The sequence below is a fragment of the Asticcacaulis sp. genome (assembly GCF_020217185.1).
GTDB lineage: Bacteria > Pseudomonadota > Alphaproteobacteria > Caulobacterales > Caulobacteraceae > Asticcacaulis.
In genome coordinates, this window is the sequence record NZ_JAIWNX010000254.1 from 1 (window position 1) to 18,951 (window position 18,951).

Annotated in this window: 18 protein-coding genes; 13 read left to right on the forward strand and 5 right to left on the reverse strand. The window is 63.3% G+C overall.

What is annotated here, in order from left to right; genetic code table 11:
- From LDL37_RS12655 to LDL37_RS12695, 9 genes are all read left to right on the forward strand, one after another.
- Window positions 1-522, forward strand: a 522-nt coding sequence (locus LDL37_RS12655) for a sulfite exporter TauE/SafE family protein (protein WP_290798888.1), incomplete at its 5' end; no start/stop codon positions are given.
- Between the two features lie 19 nt (window positions 523-541).
- Complete coding sequence (gene ccoN, locus LDL37_RS12660) at window positions 542-2,038, forward strand: cytochrome-c oxidase, cbb3-type subunit I (protein ID WP_290798891.1); 1,497 nt, start codon at window positions 542-544, stop codon at window positions 2,036-2,038.
- Entirely contained in the window at window positions 2,038-2,793 is a 756-nt protein-coding gene (gene ccoO, locus LDL37_RS12665; RefSeq protein WP_290798894.1) for a cytochrome-c oxidase, cbb3-type subunit II, read from the forward strand. Before ccoN ends, ccoO begins: the two co-directional genes overlap by 1 nt.
- Complete coding sequence (locus tag LDL37_RS12670; RefSeq protein ID WP_013480886.1) at window positions 2,790-2,945, forward strand: cbb3-type cytochrome c oxidase subunit 3; 156 nt, start codon at window positions 2,790-2,792, stop codon at window positions 2,943-2,945. Before ccoO ends, LDL37_RS12670 begins: the two co-directional genes overlap by 4 nt.
- The gene (gene ccoP / locus LDL37_RS12675; RefSeq protein WP_290798898.1) at window positions 2,938-3,828 is read left to right on the forward strand and encodes a cytochrome-c oxidase, cbb3-type subunit III; all 891 of its coding nucleotides are present in this window, start codon (window positions 2,938-2,940) and stop codon (window positions 3,826-3,828) included. Before LDL37_RS12670 ends, ccoP begins: the two co-directional genes overlap by 8 nt.
- 112 nt (window positions 3,829-3,940) lie before the next feature.
- Window positions 3,941-5,389, forward strand: coding sequence for a cytochrome c oxidase accessory protein CcoG (gene ccoG / locus LDL37_RS12680; protein ID WP_290798901.1), 1,449 nt, complete (start codon window positions 3,941-3,943; stop codon window positions 5,387-5,389).
- Window positions 5,367-5,873, forward strand: coding sequence for a FixH family protein (locus LDL37_RS12685; protein WP_290798904.1), 507 nt, complete (start codon window positions 5,367-5,369; stop codon window positions 5,871-5,873). Before ccoG ends, LDL37_RS12685 begins: the two co-directional genes overlap by 23 nt.
- Window positions 5,874-5,875: 2 nt before the next feature.
- Complete coding sequence (gene ccoS, locus LDL37_RS12690; protein ID WP_126423081.1) at window positions 5,876-6,022, forward strand: cbb3-type cytochrome oxidase assembly protein CcoS; 147 nt, start codon at window positions 5,876-5,878, stop codon at window positions 6,020-6,022.
- Window positions 6,019-8,199 (forward strand): heavy metal translocating P-type ATPase, encoded by a 2,181-nt coding sequence (locus LDL37_RS12695; RefSeq protein WP_290798908.1) that lies wholly within the window; start codon window positions 6,019-6,021, stop codon window positions 8,197-8,199. Before ccoS ends, LDL37_RS12695 begins: the two co-directional genes overlap by 4 nt.
- A 59-nt stretch (window positions 8,200-8,258) precedes the next feature.
- Here LDL37_RS12695 and LDL37_RS12700 read toward each other — a convergent pair whose 3' ends face one another.
- From LDL37_RS12700 to LDL37_RS12715, 4 genes are all read right to left on the reverse strand, one after another.
- A complete protein-coding gene (locus tag LDL37_RS12700; RefSeq protein ID WP_290798911.1) occupies window positions 8,259-9,695 on the reverse strand; it encodes a PAS domain-containing methyl-accepting chemotaxis protein in 1,437 nt (478 codons plus the stop codon).
- A gap of 230 nt (window positions 9,696-9,925) precedes the next feature.
- The gene (locus LDL37_RS12705) at window positions 9,926-10,666 is read right to left on the reverse strand and encodes an autoinducer binding domain-containing protein (RefSeq protein ID WP_290798914.1); all 741 of its coding nucleotides are present in this window, start codon (window positions 10,664-10,666) and stop codon (window positions 9,926-9,928) included.
- A gap of 125 nt (window positions 10,667-10,791) precedes the next feature.
- Window positions 10,792-11,925 (reverse strand): alpha/beta hydrolase, encoded by a 1,134-nt coding sequence (locus tag LDL37_RS12710; RefSeq protein ID WP_290798917.1) that lies wholly within the window; start codon window positions 11,923-11,925, stop codon window positions 10,792-10,794.
- Between the two features lie 81 nt (window positions 11,926-12,006).
- Complete coding sequence (locus tag LDL37_RS12715; RefSeq protein ID WP_290798920.1) at window positions 12,007-12,714, reverse strand: TetR/AcrR family transcriptional regulator; 708 nt, start codon at window positions 12,712-12,714, stop codon at window positions 12,007-12,009.
- A gap of 246 nt (window positions 12,715-12,960) precedes the next feature.
- On the opposite strand from LDL37_RS12715, the gene LDL37_RS12720 reads away from it, so the two are divergent.
- The 3 genes from LDL37_RS12720 (at window position 12,961) to LDL37_RS12730 (ending at window position 17,636) form a co-directional block, all read left to right on the forward strand.
- Window positions 12,961-13,851: an alpha/beta hydrolase gene (locus LDL37_RS12720; protein ID WP_290798923.1), complete on the forward strand. Its 891-nt coding sequence runs from the start codon at window positions 12,961-12,963 to the stop codon at window positions 13,849-13,851.
- A gap of 63 nt (window positions 13,852-13,914) precedes the next feature.
- The gene (locus LDL37_RS12725; protein ID WP_290798926.1) at window positions 13,915-16,179 is read left to right on the forward strand and encodes a TonB-dependent receptor; all 2,265 of its coding nucleotides are present in this window, start codon (window positions 13,915-13,917) and stop codon (window positions 16,177-16,179) included.
- A gap of 191 nt (window positions 16,180-16,370) precedes the next feature.
- Complete coding sequence (locus LDL37_RS12730) at window positions 16,371-17,636, forward strand: MFS transporter (RefSeq protein WP_290798929.1); 1,266 nt, start codon at window positions 16,371-16,373, stop codon at window positions 17,634-17,636.
- A 105-nt stretch (window positions 17,637-17,741) separates the two neighbouring features.
- On the opposite strand, the gene LDL37_RS12735 is transcribed toward LDL37_RS12730, so the two are convergent.
- Window positions 17,742-18,533 (reverse strand): 3-hydroxybutyrate dehydrogenase, encoded by a 792-nt coding sequence (locus tag LDL37_RS12735; RefSeq protein ID WP_290798931.1) that lies wholly within the window; start codon window positions 18,531-18,533, stop codon window positions 17,742-17,744.
- A 179-nt stretch (window positions 18,534-18,712) separates the two neighbouring features.
- On the opposite strand from LDL37_RS12735, the gene LDL37_RS12740 reads away from it, so the two are divergent.
- A partial coding sequence (locus tag LDL37_RS12740; RefSeq protein WP_290798934.1) for a CoA-transferase occupies window positions 18,713-18,951 on the forward strand: 239 nt, incomplete at its 3' end.

Genomic DNA, 18,951 nt, shown 5'->3' on the forward strand with positions numbered 1-18,951 from the left:
CCCTATCACGCTGGTCGCCTGACCACCTATGCCCTGCTGGGGGCCGCCGCCGGGAGCGTACTGTTCTTCCTGCCCGCCTCGCCTGTGCTGGAGCTGGTGCGCCGCGCCCTGCTGGCTCTGGTGGCCACGGCCTTTCTCTATCTGCTGGCCGAAGGGCTTCTGGCGCGGGTGGGCCTGCGCCTGCCTTTTCGGTTGGGCCTGCGCCTGCCGTGCCGTCTCAAGGCGATGTCCGGCCACAACAGCCCGCGCGTGGTGGCGCGCTATGCGCTCGGCCTAAGTCTGGGTCTGCTGCCATGCGGCCTCGTCTTCGTCGCCCTGACGGCGGTGGCCGCGGCGGGCAATCCCCTCTCCGGCGCGCTGGGGATGCTGGCCTTCGGGGCTGGCACCGTCCCGGCGCTCAGCGCGCTGGGCCTGTTCGGCGCGCCCCTCCTGCAACGCTGGCCGTGGTTTCAGGACGCCCTGCGCCTGACCGCGCTTGGCGTCAATGCCGCCCTCCTCTTCGCCCTCAGCGCCCGATTCTGACACAGTAAGGAAACACTTCATGTCACAAACCGCTATAGCCCCACCGCCAAAGGTCGCCCCCGCTGCCGCCGCCTCCCGGCCGGTCTATGACGAGACGATCCTCAAGTACTTCACCATCGCCGCCATGTTCTGGGGCATAGCGGGCTTTGCCGTCGGCCTCCTGATCGCCGTGCAAATGGCCTTTCCCGACTTCAACATACCGCCCTATCTGACCTTCGGGCGGTTGCGCCCGCTGCACACCTCGGCGGTGATTTTTGCCTTTGGCGGCAATGTGCTGTTTGCCACCTCCTACCACGTGGTGCAGCGCACCTGCCGCGCGCGCCTCTTCTCGGATGGTCTGAGCTGGTTCACCTTCTGGGGCTATCAGACCTTCATCCTGATGGCGGGTCTGGGCTACGTCTTCGGCGTCACACAGGGCAAGGAATATGCGGAGCCGGAATGGTATGCCGACCTGTGGCTGACCATCGTCTGGGTGGCCTATCTGATCAACTTCCTCGGCACCCTGTGGAAGCGTCAGGAAAAGCACATCTACGTCGCCAACTGGTTCTATCTGGCCTTTATCGTCACCGTGGCCATCCTGCACCTCGTCAACAACGTGTCGGTGCCCATCCAGATCGGCAGCGTCCACAGCTATTCGGCCTGGGCGGGCGTGCAGTCGGCCCTGATCCAGTGGTGGTACGGCCACAATGCGGTGGGCTTCTTCCTGACCGCCGGCTTCCTCGGCATCATGTATTACTACATCCCGAAGCAAGCCAACCGTCCGGTCTATTCCTACCGCCTGTCGATCATCCACTTCTGGGCGCTGATCTTCATCTATATCTGGGCCGGTCCGCACCACCTGCTCTACACCGCCCTGCCCGACTGGGCGCAGACTCTGGGCATGACCTTCTCCATCATCCTGTGGATGCCGTCCTGGGGCGGCATGATCAACGGCATGATGACCCTGTCGGGGGCGTGGCACAAACTGCGCGACGACCCGATCCTGCAATTCATGATCATCGCGCTGAGCTTCTACGGCATGTCCACCTTTGAGGGGCCGCTGATGTCGATCAAGGCCGTAAACTCGCTGTCGCACTATACGGACTGGACCATCGGTCACGTCCATGCGGGCGCGCTGGGCTGGGTCGCCTTCATCTCGTTCGGCGCCATCTACTATCTGGTGCCGCACCTGTGGAAGAAGCCCGGCATGTATTCGACCAAGCTGATTTCGCTGCACCTGTGGGTCGCGACCGTTGGCATCGTGGTCTACATCACCTCGATGTGGGTGGCGGGCATCATGCAGGGCCTGATGTGGCGCGCCTATAACGAGATGGGCTTCCTGACCTATTCGTTCGTCGAAACCGTCGCGGCCATGCACCCCTACTACATCATCCGCGCCATCGGGGGCCTCCTGTTCCTGCTGGGGGCGCTGATCATGGTCTTCAACATCTGGAAGACCATCGCCAGCCCCGACAGCGTCGCCTCGGAAACGGACACCCCTTCGCTGACCCCCGCCGCCCTGCCGGAGCACGTCTGATGCTGGAAAAACATAAAAAACTCGAACGCAACTCCATGCTCCTGCTGATCTTCACCGTCATTGCGGTGTCGATCGGCGGCATCATCGAGATCCTGCCACTGTTTCGCATGCAAACCACGATCGAGCCGGTCAAGGGCGTGCGTCCCTACACGCCGCTGGAGCTGATGGGGCAGGAAATCTACATCCGCGAAGGCTGCAACACCTGCCATTCGCAGCAGATCCGCCCGCTGCGCGATGAGCAGCAGCGCTATGGCCACTACTCGCTGGCGGCCGAAAGCATGTACGACCACCCCTTCGTCTGGGGCTCCAAGCGCACCGGGCCCGACCTGGCCCGGGTGGGCGGCAAGTATTCCGACGAATGGCACGTCGCGCACCTGAAAAACCCGCGCGCCGTCGTCCCGGAATCCATCATGCCCAGCTACGCCTTTCTGGCTGAAAAGCCCTATGGCGACTGGCGCATCAAAAAGCGCCTGAAGGTGCTTCAGTCGCTGGGCGTGCCCTATACGCAGGCCATGATCGACGAGGCGCAGAACGACTATGAGGCGCAGGCCAATCCCAACACCATTATCGACCCCAGCGGCCTTCAGGAACGCTATGGCGACAAGGTGGCGGTGCGCGATTTCGACGGCAATCCCGATGAAATCACCGAGATGGATGCCCTGATCGCCTATCTGCAAAAGCTGGGCACCGATGTTGATTTCTCGACCTACGACCCGGACTACGCCCTGAAACCCAAGGCGGGAGCCGCCAAATGATGAACCTGTCGCTTATGGGCGGGCTCATCACGCTCGCCTTCACGCTCACCTTCCTCGGCATCGCCCTGTGGGCCTACTGGCCGAAGAACAAAGACGCGCTTCAGGCGCATCGCCTTATCCCCCTCCAAGACGAGGACACCGACCATGTCTGATGCGCCCGAACCCCACAAAGACATCGACTCCCACACCGGGGTCGAGACAACGGGCCACGAATGGGACGGCCTGAAGGAACTGAACAACCCCGCCCCGCGCTGGTGGCTGATCGTGTGGATGCTGACCATCGTCTGGGCCATCGGTTACTGGGTGGTCTATCCGTCCTGGCCGACGCTTAGCGGTCACACCAAGGGCATTGCCGGCTGGACCCAGTACGACAAGCTGAAGCACGAGCAGGCCGAGATCACGCAGCGTCAGAGCGGCTGGCTCGGTAAGTTCCACAAGGCGAGCTTTCCCGAAATCAAGCAGGACCCCGTCCTGTTTGAATTTGCCCGCGCCGGTGGCGAAGTGGTGTTCAAGGAAAACTGCGCCGCCTGTCACGGGGCGGGCGGCGAAGGCCGTCGCGGCTATCCCAACCTCAACGACGATGACTGGCTGTTCGGCGGCACGGCCGAAGACATCTACAACACCATCAATGTCGGCTCGCATTCGACCCACCCGAACACGCACGCCGTGGCCATGCCCGCCTTTGGGGCTGTCATGGGCCGCGAAGGGATGCTGACCCCGGCCCAGATCGACGACGTGGCCACCTATGTGAGCTATCTGCGTCAGCCGGTGGCCTCCGCCGCCTTCACGCGCGGTCAGGCGGTGTTTCAGCAGAACTGCGTCAGTTGTCACGGCGAAGGCGGTATAGGCAACCGTCAGATGGGCGCCCCGCGCCTCAATGACGCCATCTGGCTCTATGGCGGTGACAAGGCCACCCTTGTCCAGACCATCACCAAGGGCCGCGCCGGCGTCATGCCGTCCTGGCAGTCGCGCATGTCCGACGATTCCCGCCGTCAGGTCGCCATCTACGTCCACAGTCTGGGCGGTGGTGAGTGACCCGTCCCCCTCCCGGCCCGCCCCTGCCGGGAGGGGGACACTTTGATTTGTCGCGATGTGGAGGCGGAAAACCGCTCACACGTTTCCGCACATCGCCCCTGAGTGTGTAACCATGTCCCTGTTTGAAACCGCCCGGAAAATCTACCCGCGCCGCGTCAAAGGCACCTTCCGGTCCCTGAAATGGCTGAGCATGATCGTCCTGCTCGGTATCTACTACGCCGCCCCGTGGCTGCGCTGGGACCGTGGCCCGCACGTGCCGGATCAGGCCATACTGGTCGATCTGGTGGGGCAGCGCGGCTACTTCTTCGGCATCGAAATCTGGCCGCAGGAGGTCTATCTGCTGGTCGGCGTGCTGATCCTCGCCGCCATCGGCCTGTTCTTCGCCACGGCGCTTCTGGGGCGGGTGTGGTGCGGCTATGCCTGCCCGCAGACCGTATGGACCGACCTGTTCGTGTGGGTCGAACGCTTCGTGCAGGGCGACCGCAATGCGCGGCGCAAGCTGGACGAAAGCGCGTGGACGCTCGAAAAGCTCTGGAAAAAGACGCTGACCCACCTGATCTGGCTCCTGATCGGGGCGGTCACCGGCGGGGCGTGGGTCTTCTATTTCAATGACGCGCCCACTCTTTTCAGCGACCTGTGGCATCTGGACGTCTCGTGGTCAGTGCTGGGCTGGATCATGGCGCTTACGCTTTCGACCTATTTCATGGCCGGCTTCGCGCGCGAAAACGTCTGCACCTATATGTGCCCCTATGCGCGCTTTCAGTCGGCCATGTTCGACAAGGACACCCTGATCATCACCTATGAGGCCGAGCGCGGCGAACCGCGCGGCAAGCACAAGAAGGGCGAAAGCTGGGACGGCAAGGGCCACTGCATCGACTGCGACTCCTGCGTCATCGTCTGCCCCATGGGCATCGACATCCGCGACGGCCTTCAGATGCAGTGCATCTCCTGCGGCCTGTGCATCGACGCCTGCAACAGCGTGATGGACAAGATCGAGCTGCCGCGCGGCCTGATCCGCTATGACACCGAGTCGAACCAGCGTCAGCGGCGCGAAGGCTATCGCACGCTCGATATCGCTCACCGCAAAGGCGGCAAGACCGTCGTGCCGCCGCAAAAGATGCGCTGGGTACGGCCGCGCACCGTGGCCTATGCCCTGATCCTGTCCACCGTGGGCAGCCTGATGCTGAGCGCCATTGTGCTGCGCCCGATGACCGAACTGACGGTCAACCACGCCCGCGCGCCGCAATTTGTGCGCCTGTCCGACGGCAGCGTGCGCAATAATTACCAGATCAAGATTTTGAACAAATCGCACGACGACCGCGCCTATCACCTCAGCACGCAAGGCCTGTCTCAGGCGCGTCTGGAGGTGCTGGCCGCCGGGGATGAGGCGGTCGAGACGCTGCACGTCCCCGCCAACAGCGTCGCCAGCTTCCGCGTACGCGTCGATACGCCGGAGGCCCCGACGCATGGCCGCAGCGATATCCGCTTCCTTTTGTCTGACACCCAAAACCCTGTGAAAACACCGGAAAGCGCCCGCCATGACAGCTACTTCATTCGCTGAGGCCAAGCCCCTCTCTCAGGCCGAGATCGACCGCCGCCGTGGCCGCTTCGTGCCGTGGGTGATCGCGGCCTTTTTCCTCAGCTTCATGATCCCCCTGATCTGTTTCACGGTCATCGCCTTTCGCCACCAGCCCAGCGAGGTCACGCCGCAGGCCTATGAAAAGGGTCTGGCCTATAACCAGACTCTGGAAGCCGCCGCCGCCCAGAAGGCGCTCGGCTGGCAGGTGACGCTCAGCCATGCGGACGGACGGCTGACGGTACGGGCGCGCGACGCCAAGGGTGCACCGCTGGACAGCGGGCAGGTTGAGGTGTGGCTGATCCACCCGGCACAAAAGGCGCTTGACCGCCATCTGGTGCTCACGCCCGAAGGCCAGGGCGTTTATGCGACCGCCGCCGCCCTGCCCTCGCCCAGCGTGTGGGCCGCCCACATTACCGTACAGGTGGCGGACCAGCAGATGCAGACACGCGCCTTCGTGGAAAACTGATCGTGGACATTCTGATCCTTCTGGTGGCGGCGGCGGGCGTGCTGGCCCTGATCGCGGGGGCGGCCTTCATGTGGGCCCTGCGCAGCCAGCAGTTCGACGACCCGGAGATGCAGGCCGAGCGCATCCTGCACGACGATGACGAGTCATGAGCGACACCCTGACCGATTACGGCTGCTACGTCACCGAAGAGGACGAAGCCCATCAGGCCCTCTATCTGCGCGTCGAAGGGATGCGCTGTGCGGCCTGCGCGTGGAAGGTCGAAAGCACGCTCAATGCCTATGACGGCGTCAGCGCGCGCATGACCTACGCCACCCAGAGGCTGAAACTGGTGTGGGACAAGGGTGATTTTACCCCGCGCGCCAATGATCTGGCCGCCGCCGTCGAGGCGCTGGGGTTTTCCGTCGCCCCCTTCGACATTTCAAAATCCAGCGAAGGGGCAAAGGCCGAAGAGAGCCTGCTGCTGCGCTGTCTGGCCGTCGCCGGGTTTGCCACCACCTTTGTCATGCTGTTCGCCGACGCCCTGTGGTTCAGCGATGACGCCTCGCTCAACGGGGCGACGCGCGACCTGATGCACTGGGCTATGGCGCTGGTCGCCCTGCCGACCACGCTTTATGCCGGCCGTCCCTTCTTCCGCAGCGCCATCACGGCCCTCAGGCATGGCCGCAGCAACATGGACGTGCCGATCAGCGTCGCCGTGCTGCTGACGGCGGGGATGAGCCTGTTCGAGACGATCCGCCACGGGCCGCACGTCTATTTCGACGCCTCGGTCATGCTGCTGTTCTTCCTGCTGATCGGGCGCTACCTTGACCTCAAGGCGCGCGGCAAGGCGCGGGAAGCCGCCGAGGGGCTGCTGGCCATGCTCGACGGCACGGCCAGCGTGCGCGAGGACGATCAGGTGCGGGCGTGCAAGATCAGCGACCTGCGCCCCGGCATGACGCTTCTCGTGGCCGCCGGTGAAAAGATCGCCGCCGACGCCACCCTGACGCGCGGCACGACCGAGGTCGATACCAGCCTGCTGACCGGTGAGACCCTGCCGCGCGCTGTCGGCCCCGGTGAGACGGTCTATGCCGGCACGATCAATCTCGCCGCCCCCGTCGAAGCCGTCATCACGGCGGCCTCAGAGAACAGCCTGTTGTCGCGCACCGTGGCCCTGATGGAGACGGCCGAACAGGGTCAGGCGCGCTTTGTCCACATTGCCGACCGCGTGGCGGCCATCTACGCGCCGGTGGTCCACATTGTGGCGGCCCTGACCTTTGCGGGGTGGGCCCTGTGGGGACATGGCGGCTGGCAGGACGCGCTGCTGAAGGCCATGGCCGTTCTGATCGTCACCTGCCCCTGTGCGCTGGGGCTGGCCGTGCCGGTGGCGCAGGTTCTGGCGTCGGGGCAATTGTTCCGGCGTGGCATCCTGCTGAAATCGGCGCGCGGGCTGGAGCGTCTGGCCGCCGCCGATACGGTCATCTTTGACAAGACCGGCACCCTGACGCGCGGTCAACCGACCTGGATGAACCCGCAGGCGCTCAATGAATACGAGACGCGGCTGGCTGTGGCGCTGGCGGCGCAAAGCCGTCACCCCCTGTCGCGCGCTCTGGTGCAGGCGCGGCCCGACCTGCCTGTCCTCCCCGCCACGGTCGAGGATGTGCCCGGCTGCGGCCTGCGCGGCGAGGTGGAGGGTGAGCCGGTAAGGCTGGGCAAGGCGACGTGGTTGGGGATAGAGTCCGCCGGCGACAGCGCCCCGGAACTGTGGTTCCGGCGGGGTAACAACGCCCCGGTGCGTCTGGTGTTCGAGGACACGCTGCGGCTTGATGCGCGGCGGACCATCGACGCGCTGAAGGCGCGCGGGCTCGACATCTGGCTCCTGTCCGGCGACCGGCACGTCGCGGCGCAACGGGTGGCGGCGGAGTTGGGCATCGACACCTGTCACGCCGATCTGTCGCCGCTGGAAAAACTCGGCACCGTGCAGCGGTTACAAGCCGAAGGGCGCAAGGTGCTGATGGTCGGCGACGGGCTCAACGACGCGGCGGCCCTGTCGGCGGCCAGCGTCTCTATCTCCCCCGCGTCGGGCATGGACATCACGCAGAACGCCGCCGACCTCGTGTTTCGCGGCGACAGTCTTTGGCCCGTGGCCGAGGCGCTGCGCGTGGCCGAACGCACCGGGCGCATCGTCACGCAGAACTTCGTCCTGTCGTTCGGCTATAATCTGATCGCCATTCCGCTGGCCGTGGGGGGCTGGGTGACACCGCTGATCGCCGCCATCGCCATGTCGGCCTCCTCGCTGGTCGTGGTGGCCAATGCGTTCCGGCTCAAACTGCCGGGGCGCATAGCATAGCACAAAGCCGCCCGTCGCCGGGCGGCTTCCCTTTACGCTGACTGTACGCTTACTAAAACCTACGCCACCAGGGCTTCGACATTTTCCTTCACCTCTTCAGAGGCTTGCGTCACGTCGTTAAAGGTGGTGCTCAGGTGACTGAGTTTTTGATCGATCTCATGCACCGCAGTCACGGCGGCCTGCATATTGCCCGATATCTCAGCGCTGACGGCGTTTTGCTGCTCGATAGCCGAGGCGACCCCGGCGACATTGTCCATTACCGCCGTCATGCTGGAGGTAATGATGCCCAGCGCGCCCACCACCTCGGTCGTCACCGTCTGCATGTTGGCGATTTCTTTCGAGATGGTTTCCGTGGAGCGCGCCGCCTGATTGGCCAGCGACTTGACCTCAGACGCCACGACGGCAAAGCCACGGCCCGCCTCGCCCGCGCGCGCCGACTCAATGGTGGCATTCAGCGCCAGAAGATTGATCTGGCTGGCGATTTCACGGATCATTTCGACCACATTGTTCATCGAGGTCGCTGAGTCATTGAGCGCCCCGGCAGACTTCCCGGCCCCTTCGGCGTGGCGGAAGATGCCTTCGACGCTTTCGCGCGCCTGCCCCATATTGCCGGCGATTTCCTTGACGCTGGCGCTCAGTTCCTCAGACGCCGCCGCTACGGCATTGACCACCGAGCCGGTTTCTGTCGAGGCCGTCGAGGCCGTGGCCGCCATCTGTGTCGCTTCGACCATCTGTTTGACGACGCCGTTCAACTGACGATCGACCTCACGGCTCAGTTGTTCATTGCGAAGACGGCGTTTGACGGCCTCGGTCGTGTCGGTAGCGAACTTGACCACCTTGATGACCGCACCGGTGTCGTCAAAAACCGGATTGTAGGAGGCTTGGATATAGACCTCCTTGCCGCCCTTCCCCAGACGCCGGTATTCCGCCGCCTGAAACTCACCGCGTTGCAGCCGCTCCCAGAACTGACGATATTCCGCCGATTGCGCGTATTGCGGTTCGCAGAAGAGGCGGTGATGCTGACCGACAATCTCCTTGAGACTATAGCCCAGGGTTTTCAGGAAATTGTCATTGGCGGTCAGAATCTCGCCCTGCGGCGTGAATTCGATCACCGCCTGAGCGCGGGAAATGGCTTCGACCTTGCCCGCATGATCAAGGGATTTCGCCTTGGCCTCGGTGATATCGGCAGCGAGCTTCACCACCCGCACGACCTTGCCGCTCTTGTCCTTGACGGGGTTGTAGCTGGCCTGAAGCCAGACGATCTTGCCATGATTGCCGATGCGCTTGAATTCGCCCGCCTGAAAGCGTCCGGCGGCCAGATCGCTCCAGAAATGGCGATAGGCCTCCGACTGCACATAGTCGGGCAGGCAAAAGAGTCTGTGATGCTGACCGACCACTTCGCGCTCGCTATAGCCCACAGCCGCCAGAAAATTGGCATTGGCCGAAATGATCTTGCCGTCCGGTGTGAACTGGATGATCGCCTGCGATGTATCCAATGCGTCAAGTACAGCCTTATCCAGGCTGGTGTTTGAACCGAAAAACACTTTAATCCACCCTATCCCTACGCGGACACGTTGGCGTCCGCTCAGCCTCAACTTACCGCAGCTTCAAGGCTCTTTCCGGCCTCTGTTGCATCACTGCGCCTGATTTTGGGGCACAAACCTTAACACGTCGATAACGCCATTATCGTTAGTAGGGTCTTTACGCCCCACTACGTAGGTGTCGCTCAGGCGATCACCTTGCGGCGCAAGGCTTCGGCCACCGCGTGGGTGCGCCCGCGCACGCCCATCTTCTTCGCCGCCGACTTGGCATAGGTATAGATGGTATCGGTGGCATAGCCCGTCACCTGATGGATGGCGGGCACCTCAAGACCATCGGCAAAGTGTTTGAGGCAGGCCAGTTCGCCCTCGGACAGACCCAGATGCTGGTTCATGGCACTGAGAAGCTGATCCGACAGTTCGGCGTGCACCACGCGCGTCGTCATTTCGAGGATGAATTTTTCGTGATCACTAAACGGCGTGGTCCGGCAGAAGGTCACGCCGCCGAAGCGGTGTTCGCCATTGAAAAAACCGACGGCGCTGCGCGTCGTGATATCGAACTGCCGCTCCAGTTGCCGGATGCGCTCGACGCCGGGCCCGGTCAGCACGTCGGGCCCCAGATCGTGCCAGCTACCCCAATGCTGCTCCGCCGTCATCAGGTAGGACATGGGGTCCTGATGATAGAGCTTTTCAGTGAGGAACAGGCGGATAAACGCTTCCGGCATATCCGAAGCCAGCATGACGCCGCGCCCCACGCCCAGTCCGAAAAAGGCCATGCCCGACATGGCAAAGCTGTCGAAAGGCACGATCTGGCGCAGGGTTTCCATCAGCGGGTGCCGGGCGTGCGTGCGCCCGAACTGATTGGCGATCACTTCCATCGCTGCCTGCCGGGCGGGGTCCGCGACGCGCTTGGAGATATAGCTGGGCATGTCCCGTCCGATTCGAAGAAAAACCAGTCCGGTTACACTTATACCGCGAACACGACTTTGCAATCGTCTTCACCCGCCAAACGCCAACATTTCATCTTGTGGCGTTAACGCTCCGACGTCTGAGCTTATTTACGGGCTTGCGTAAACAGCACTGCCGACTCCGTCTGCGCCTTTTGCGCCTCAGGGACATAGGCCGTGGTTTGCAGGAAGGCGTGGATCAGGCTGGGGTAGTGCAGGCGTTTGACCGCCACCCCCGCCCCGCTCAGCTTATCGGCAAAGGCGCGCTGCGAGTCTTTCAGCGGATCGAAACCGGCCGTGACGATCACCGTGGCCGGCAGGCCTTTCAGGTCGGCCTGCATCGGCGAGGCGTCTTCGGCAGGTGGCGTTGTGCCGGCGGGATAGACCTGCGCCGCCAGATACTCCAGATTGTCGGCGTCAAGGCCGTAGCCGCTACCCAGCTCCGTCATCGACGGATAGCTGTTCACCCGATCCACCCCCGGATAGTAGAGCAGAAGCCCCGTCGGACGGACTGCCGCCTTTTTCTGTTTCAGCGCCACCGACAGGGCCAGCGTCCCTCCGGCGCTGTCGCCGCCTAGGCTCAGGCGTTTCACGTCCCCGCCAAACTCTTTGGCGTGCGCGGCGACCCACGCCCAGGCGTCTTCGGCGTCCTGATGCGCCGCCGGGTACGGGTGTTCGGGGGCCAGCCGATAGCCGGGGGCGACCACGATCATCTTCAGGTCGCGCGCCAGCGCCCGCAGGCTGGGGTCAAAGGCGTCGAGGCTGCCGAACATAAAGCCGCCGCCGTGATAATAGACCAGAACGGGGGCGGATTTGACGCCCTGCAAGGCCGCCGGGACGAAGATACGCACCGGCAAATCGCCGCCGCGCGTCGGGATGCTCCGGTCGCTGGCCAGTACCCCTTCGACGGGCGCGGTGCGCGTCGCCCAGTAGCGATTGAGCGCGGCGCGCGTGGCGTTGCGCCCGGCCTCAGTGGCATAGACGGCGCGCATCTGCGCCTTGACGGCAGGCGTCGCCACCGGGCGCGTCACGTTTTCGAGCACGTATTGCAGACGCGCATCAAGCGCGTGGCCCTCCGACACTTCGCGCGGCCCTTTGAGGTGGGCGATAAACCACGCCTCATCCTGCTGCATGAAGGCGACGGCCTGCGCCTCGACAGGCGTCGGCACGATGGGTTCAGCCGCCAGCGGCGTGGTCATAAGGCAGACTCCGACGGTCAGGACAGGCAGCAGGCGTTTCATGTGGCGTCTCCCGATTGTGTTTTTGAGGAGAATGACCGCATCCCCCGCCGGGCGCAATGCAAAATTCAACAGCCGTGGAACTTATGCCCTCGCTGCCGCCTTTGCGCGGTCTTCCATGGCCTGAAACGCCCCCAGATGGAAGCTGATCAGGTGCTCATAGGCGTCTTCGGCGTCGTCCGAGCGGCACAGGCCGTTCGACAGGTGGTCAATGCGCCCGGTCGAGGCCATGGTCAGGGTCAAAGCCCCCGACAGGCAATGATAACCCCAGTACAGCTCGCGGTCAGCGACGTGCGGCAGGACGCGGCGCAGGGCGTCGATGAATTTGAGGATCAGGCGGTCGAAATGCGTGGTCATCATCGGGGCCAGCACGCCCGACGAATTGACCTGCGCCACCAGCCGGCAATAGTTGCGAAAGCCCGGATCGGCGGCGGCGTGCATGGTCTGCACCGGCACGATAAAGGCGCGCAGGATCGACTCCAGAGTGGGCGCCTCTTCGCTGTCCATCACCGTGCGCAAGGCCGCCTCACGCCGGTCGTTGAGCACCAAAGCCCGCCGCCCGAAGACAGCATCATAAAGCCCTTGCTTGGACTCGAAATAGTAGTTGGGCAGAGCCACATCGACGCCCGCCGCCTGTGCCACCTGACGCACCGTCACCCCGTCAAACCCGTGCTGTGAGAACAGGGCCTCGGCCGCATCCAGCACCAGATCGCGGCGCGAGGGCGCATCCGACACCTTGCGGCGGCCCTTGGGGCTTTTGACGATCGGTTCAGGGGTAGAGGCGGGCGGCATGTATCCACGGGATGAGATTCGATGATGGTTCCGTCTAACACAGGCGCGCAGATGGCGAAAAGGAAAACGTTTTCCACGCATTCGTCTGCGAATACAGGGTGCGCCGATTTGGCCACAACAAAGTTAATTTCTACGGAAATTGAATTTAGCGGCTTGACATTCAACAGCCGTTGAAAAATCCTCTGATTACCGGCCCGCACACAGAAGCCGGACCTACACGGGAAAAACAGCACAGGACACAATGCCATGTCGGCAGGGTTAACCTACGACGACGTGACCTATCGCAGCGGCGCAGATTCGCTGGGCAGCGGACGGCTGAGCCTGTACGCCCGCGACTACAACCCGACGGCTGAGCGCGCGGTGTTCTGCCTGCACGGCCTGACGCGCAACAGCGCCGATTTCGAGCCGCTGATGGCGCACCTGCCCGCCGATCATCGCTTTATCATCCCCGATCAGCGCGGACGCGGGCGCTCCGACTATGACAGCGAACCAGCCCACTATGCGCTCGGCGTCTATGTGCAGGACATGCTGGCCCTGATGGCGCATCTGGGGGTGGAGCGCGCCACCTTTATCGGTACGTCTATGGGCGGGCTGATCTCGATGCTGCTGGCCGCCACCGCGCCGCAGTCCGTGCGCGGCATCGTCCTCAACGATATTGGTCCGAAGCTGTCGCCCGAAGGGCTGGAACGCATCCGCGGCTATGTCGGCAAAGGGAAACCGGTCACCACCTGGGCTGACGCTGCGGAAAACACCCGCCTGATCAATGCCGAAGCCTTCCCCGGTTTCGGCCCGGATGAGTGGATGGCCTTTGCGCGCCGCACCCATGTGGAGGTCGAAGGCCGCCCCGTCCCCGCTTACGATCCGGCCATAGCGGCCGGCATGGCACCGGGCAGTCAGGCCGTCGCCCCGCCCGAACTGTGGGACCTGTGGGCCGGGCTGAAAGACATACCCGTCCTTGCCCTGCGCGGGGCCCTGTCCGACCTCTTGTCGGCGGAGGCCTTGCAGCGCATGGCCGACACCCACCCGCAGACGCGCACCGTCACCGTCCCCGACCGGGGTCATGCGCCCCTGCTGGACGAACCGGCGGCCCTGTCGGCCATCCAAGCCTTTTTACGGGAACAGGCCCTGCGCCCCTGATCCGGGCGTTGGTCGCTGCCGCCTCAAGTATGCGTTTCAACTATAAACCTACAGGGAAACCCCATGAAACAGACCTTCAAACCCTTGCTGATGGCTTCCGTCGCCAGCCTCGGCACCCTTCTCGCCCTCGCCGCGCCGCAGGCCTTTGCCCAAACCGCACCCCAACCCGCCGCCTCCGCCGATGAGGTGACCGACGTCGTCGTCACCGCCCGCCGCCGCGCCGAAACCCTGAAAGACGTGCCGATCGCCGTCTCCACCTTCTCTTCGGCCAAGCTGGACCAGACCGGCGCGCAGGACATCACCGCGCTTCAGCAGCAAGCCCCCAACATGACGCTTCAGGTGGCGCGCGGCTCCAACTCGACGCTGATCGCCTTCATTCGCGGCGTGGGTCAGCAGGACCCGCTGTGGGGCTTTGAACCGGGCGTCGGCCTCTATGTCGATGACGTCTATGTGGCGCGTCCGCAAGGCGCCGTGCTCGACATCTATGACGTGCAGCGCGTCGAAGTGCTGCGCGGTCCGCAAGGCACCCTCTATGGCCGCAACACCATTGGCGGCGCCATCAAATACGTCACCAAGCCGCTGGACATGACCTCGCCCACCTTTATGGCGCGCGGTTCGCTGGGCAGCTATAATCAACGCGATCTGGTTCTGACCGGCTCGATCCCCCTGACGGATCAGTTCGCGGTCGGCGCGGCGATTGCCAAATATAACCGCGACGGTTTCGGCAAGAACCTGTTCACCGGCGCTGAGCACTACAACAAGGACGTCACCGCCGTCCGCCTGAGCGCTGAATATAACCCGACGGACAAGCTGTCGCTGCGCCTCGCCTATGACCGCACACAGGACGATTCCAACGCCCGACATGGTCACCGCGAAACCCCGGCCCTCAATTCGGTGGGCGGCCCGCTCTATACCGGCACGCAGGCCGTGTGGAACACGCCGCCAGCCGATCCCTATGACACCTATGCGGGTCTGGGCGACAAGAACAAGGTCGAAACCGACGGCGTGTCGCTGACGGCGGAATACAAGATCTCGGACAAGCTGACCTTCAAGTCGATCTCGGCCGTGCGTTCGGGTGAGACGGCGACGAAGATCGACTTCGACAACACGCCGGGCGGCTTCATGGACGTGCCGGCCAAGTACGAAGACACGCAGGCGACGCAGGAACTTCAGTTCACCTATGGCGGCGAACGCTGGTCGTGGGTGGCCGGTCTCTTCTATCTCAACAGTACGGCATCGGGCGCGTTCGACACCACCATCCTCGGCAATGCGGCCACCACCCTGACCCAGGGCAAGGTGCGCACCAACTCCATCGCCGCCTTTGCCGACTTTAACTACAAGCTGACGGACAAGTGGTCGCTGTCGTTCGGCGGCCGTTACACCAAGGACAACAAGCGCGGCACCGTCTATCGTGCCAACTATGCCGGAGCCCCCTCGCCCGTCTTCGGCGGCACAGGGGCCGTCACCCTGCTGCGCTCGAACTACTCCAACGACAAATCGTTCGACAAGTTCACGCCGCGCGTTTCGCTGTCCTACGCCTTTACTCCGGCCCTGACCGGCTATGCGGCCATCTCCGAAGGCTTCAAGTCCGGCGGCTTTGACATGCGCGGCGACGTCATCCTGACGCCCTCGACCGTCAATGGCTACAATCCGGAAACCGTGCTGAGCAAGGAAATCGGCCTGAAAGGCACCACCTTTGACGGCCGGATGAACTTCACTCTGGCCGTCTTCGACTCGAAGTACGACGACATGCAGATCACCCGTCAGACCCCGGTGGGCGCGACGGTGGCGTCTCAGGTCGAAAACGCCGGTAAGGCCTCGATCCGCGGCGCGGAATTCGAAGGGACGCTGCGCTTTACGGACAAGCTGACCGGCAATTTCGCGCTTGGCTATACGGGCGCGGATTTTGACGAATTCATCAGCTACAACGTGCTGACCGCGTCTTACGTCAATCTGGCCGGTGTCTATAACTTCCAGATGACGCCGGAATGGACCAACAATTTCGGCCTCACCTACAAGACCGACGCCTTCGGCGGCTCGCTGGTCGTGTCGCCGCAGGCCAGCTACCGCTCCGACATGCAGATGTTCGAAGCGGCCAATGCTGCCCTCGATCAGAAGGCCTACTGGCTCTATGATATGGGCGTCACCTGGACCGCGCCGGGCGCCAAATACAAGGTCGGCCTCTATGGCCGCAACCTCGGCGATGAGCGCTACCGCACGGGCGGCTATAACTTCCCCAGCAGCGTCTCGCCGCTGTTCGGCAACTCGGTGTCGGCCTTCTACGGCGCGCCGCGCACCGTGACGCTTACTCTGGAATATCGTTACTAGACAAGAGATTAAGGTCTGTATCCTGACCTCTCTCCCGTGGCACCCTACGGGGGGAGAGGTTCTTTTTCCGAGCGCATTCGTCGACTCAGTTGAGCCGCCGCATGGCTCTCATCTTTTGCAACGCCTCATGTGTTTCCGAAAAGTGCCAAGAAAGTGTTTTGCACTTTTCGGCATGAGGCTAAGGGTCCCCCATGTCCAGCCCCACCCCCGACGCGGCCCCGATCAAGGGGCGTTATCTGGCCCTGTTTGCCCTAATCGTCGTCTATACGTTCAACTTCCTCGACCGGCAGATCATCTCGATCCTGAAAGACCCTATCGCGCAGGAACTGGGCCTCAGCGATACGCAACTGGGGCTAATGGGCGGGCTGGCCTTTGCGCTGCTCTACACCACCCTGGCCATTCCGGTGGCGTGGCTGGCCGACCGGACCTCGCGCGTGTGGATCATGACCACGGCCTTGGCCGTCTGGTCCGGCTTTACCGCCCTGTGCGGTCTGGCGCACAACTTCACCCATCTGTTTATAGCCCGCATGGGTGTCGGCGTCGGCGAAGCGGGCGGCGTCGCCCCGGCCTACAGCCTGATTGCCGACTATTTTCCACCCAAGCAGCGGGCCAAGGCGCTGGCCATCTATTCGTTTGGTATTCCGGTGGGCTCCGCCGCCGGTGTACTGTTTGGCGGGCTTCTGGCGGCGAAGGTGGACTGGCGATTTGCCTTTATCGCCATCGGGCTGGCGGGCATTCTGATCGCGCCGCTGTTCCGCCTGATGGTCAAGGACCCGCCGCGCGGGCGTTATGACGCCGCTGCGGGCAAGCCGCTGGGCTTTATCGCCGCGTGCAGGCTGGCCTTCGCCAAGCCGACCTTCTGGCTCCTGTCCTTCGGGGCCGCCTGTTCGTCCATGGTCTCCTATGGTTTCATGTACTGGCTGCCGACCTTCCTGTCGCGCTCGCTGCACCTCGACCTCGTGTCGCGCTCGTGGTTTCTGGCTGCACTTCTGTTCATCGGCGGCGTAGCGGGCATGGCGCTGGGCGGTGTGCTGGGCGACAAGCTGGGGCAGAAGTCCAAACGCGCCTATCCGCTGATCCCGTGCGTCGCCTTTATCATCTCCGTGCCGCTCTACGCGCTGGGCGTGCTGGCCACCACGCCGGAAACGGCCTTTGCCCTGTTCCTGCTGCCGCAGGCGCTGGGCCTGATGTGGCTGGGGCCGGTGCTGACGGCGGTTCAGCATCTGGGGCCGGGCCATTCGCGCACCATGATTTCGTCCCTGTTCCTGCTGATCAACAACCTGATCGGCATTGCGGTGGGGACATGGTTCTTCGGCGCGGCGTCGGATTATCTGAAACCCCTCTATGGCGACGCCTCGATCAAGTACGCCTTTCTGGCGGGCCTGAGCTTCTATGTGCTGGCGGCGATCCTGCTGTTCTTCGCCTCGCTGCGCATCCGCCGCGACTGGGTGGATTAGAGTGATATGTCGAAAAGTGTGAGCGGTTTTCGAAAAAAATATCGCGACAAAACAAAAATTTAGAGCGGAATGATGCTTCCATTCAAAATCATCCCGCTCTAATACCTACTGCGCGGTCCATCCTCCGTCGATGGGGATGGCCGTCCCGGTCACATTGTGGGCCAGAGGTGAAGACAGCCACAGGGCCAGCGCCGCGATTTCGTCGGGGGCGCTCATGCGCTGCGACGGCTGTTTTTCAGCCAGAAGCGCGGCAATCCCCGCCTGACGATCGCCCCCGGCGGCCGCGGCGCGGGCCTGAATCTGCGGCTCGATCAGGGCCGTCTCGGTCCAGCCGGGACACAGGCAGTTGATGGTCACGCCGGTGCGCGCATATTCGAGCGCCGCCACCTTCGACAGGCCGACCAGCCCGAATTTCGAGGCCACATACGGCCCCTTCTCGACCGAGGCGACGAGGCCGTGCACCGAGGCGATATTGATGACGCGCCCGAAGCCCCGCGCCGCCATGCGCGGCAGGGCATAGCGCAGGGTGGCCATGGCCGCCGTCAGATTGACCGACAACACCGTATCCCAGGTGGCATCATCTATCTGGGCAAAGGGCAGGGTCTTCTGCACCCCGGCATTGTTGATCAGTATGTCGATGCCGCCACCCCAGTTCCACACGGCCTCCATCAGACCGTCAATGGCCGCCCGGTCGCGCAGATCGCCGTCGAAAAAGCGCACCTGCGCCCCCAGGCGACGGATATGATCGGTGGCGGCATCGACCTGCTGCGGCGTCGCCAGCCCGTGCAGGGCGATATTGGCCCCAGCCCTGGCAAAGGCTTCGGCGATGGCCAGCCCTATGCCCTGAACAGAGCCGGTAATCAGCGCGGTCCGCCCGCGAAGAGAAGCGTCGGTCATGGTGTGTGTCCCTGTTTTGGCCCTTCTGTGCACGGTGGCGGGGCTTCGGACTTAACTATCGGCGGGCCGTCACAGGGGGTCAATGAAAAATTCAACAAATGCTGAATTTTTTGCTCACAAGGGGATGACAAACGGCGCTGGAGTGCGTAGGAATGAGCAAAAATATAAGGGAGAGACCGATGCCGTCGAAAATATATGCGGACGCGAAGAGTGCGCTGGAGGGGCTGACGTTTGACGGGATGACGGTGATGGCCGGGGGCTTTGGCCTGTGCGGTATCCCCGAAAACCTGATCGCCGCCCTGCGCGACTCAGGCGTGACCGGGATCACCGCCATTTCCAACAATGCCGGGGTCGATGGCTTCGGGCTGGGGATGCTACTCAACACCCGTCAGATCAAAAAGATGATCTCGTCCTATGT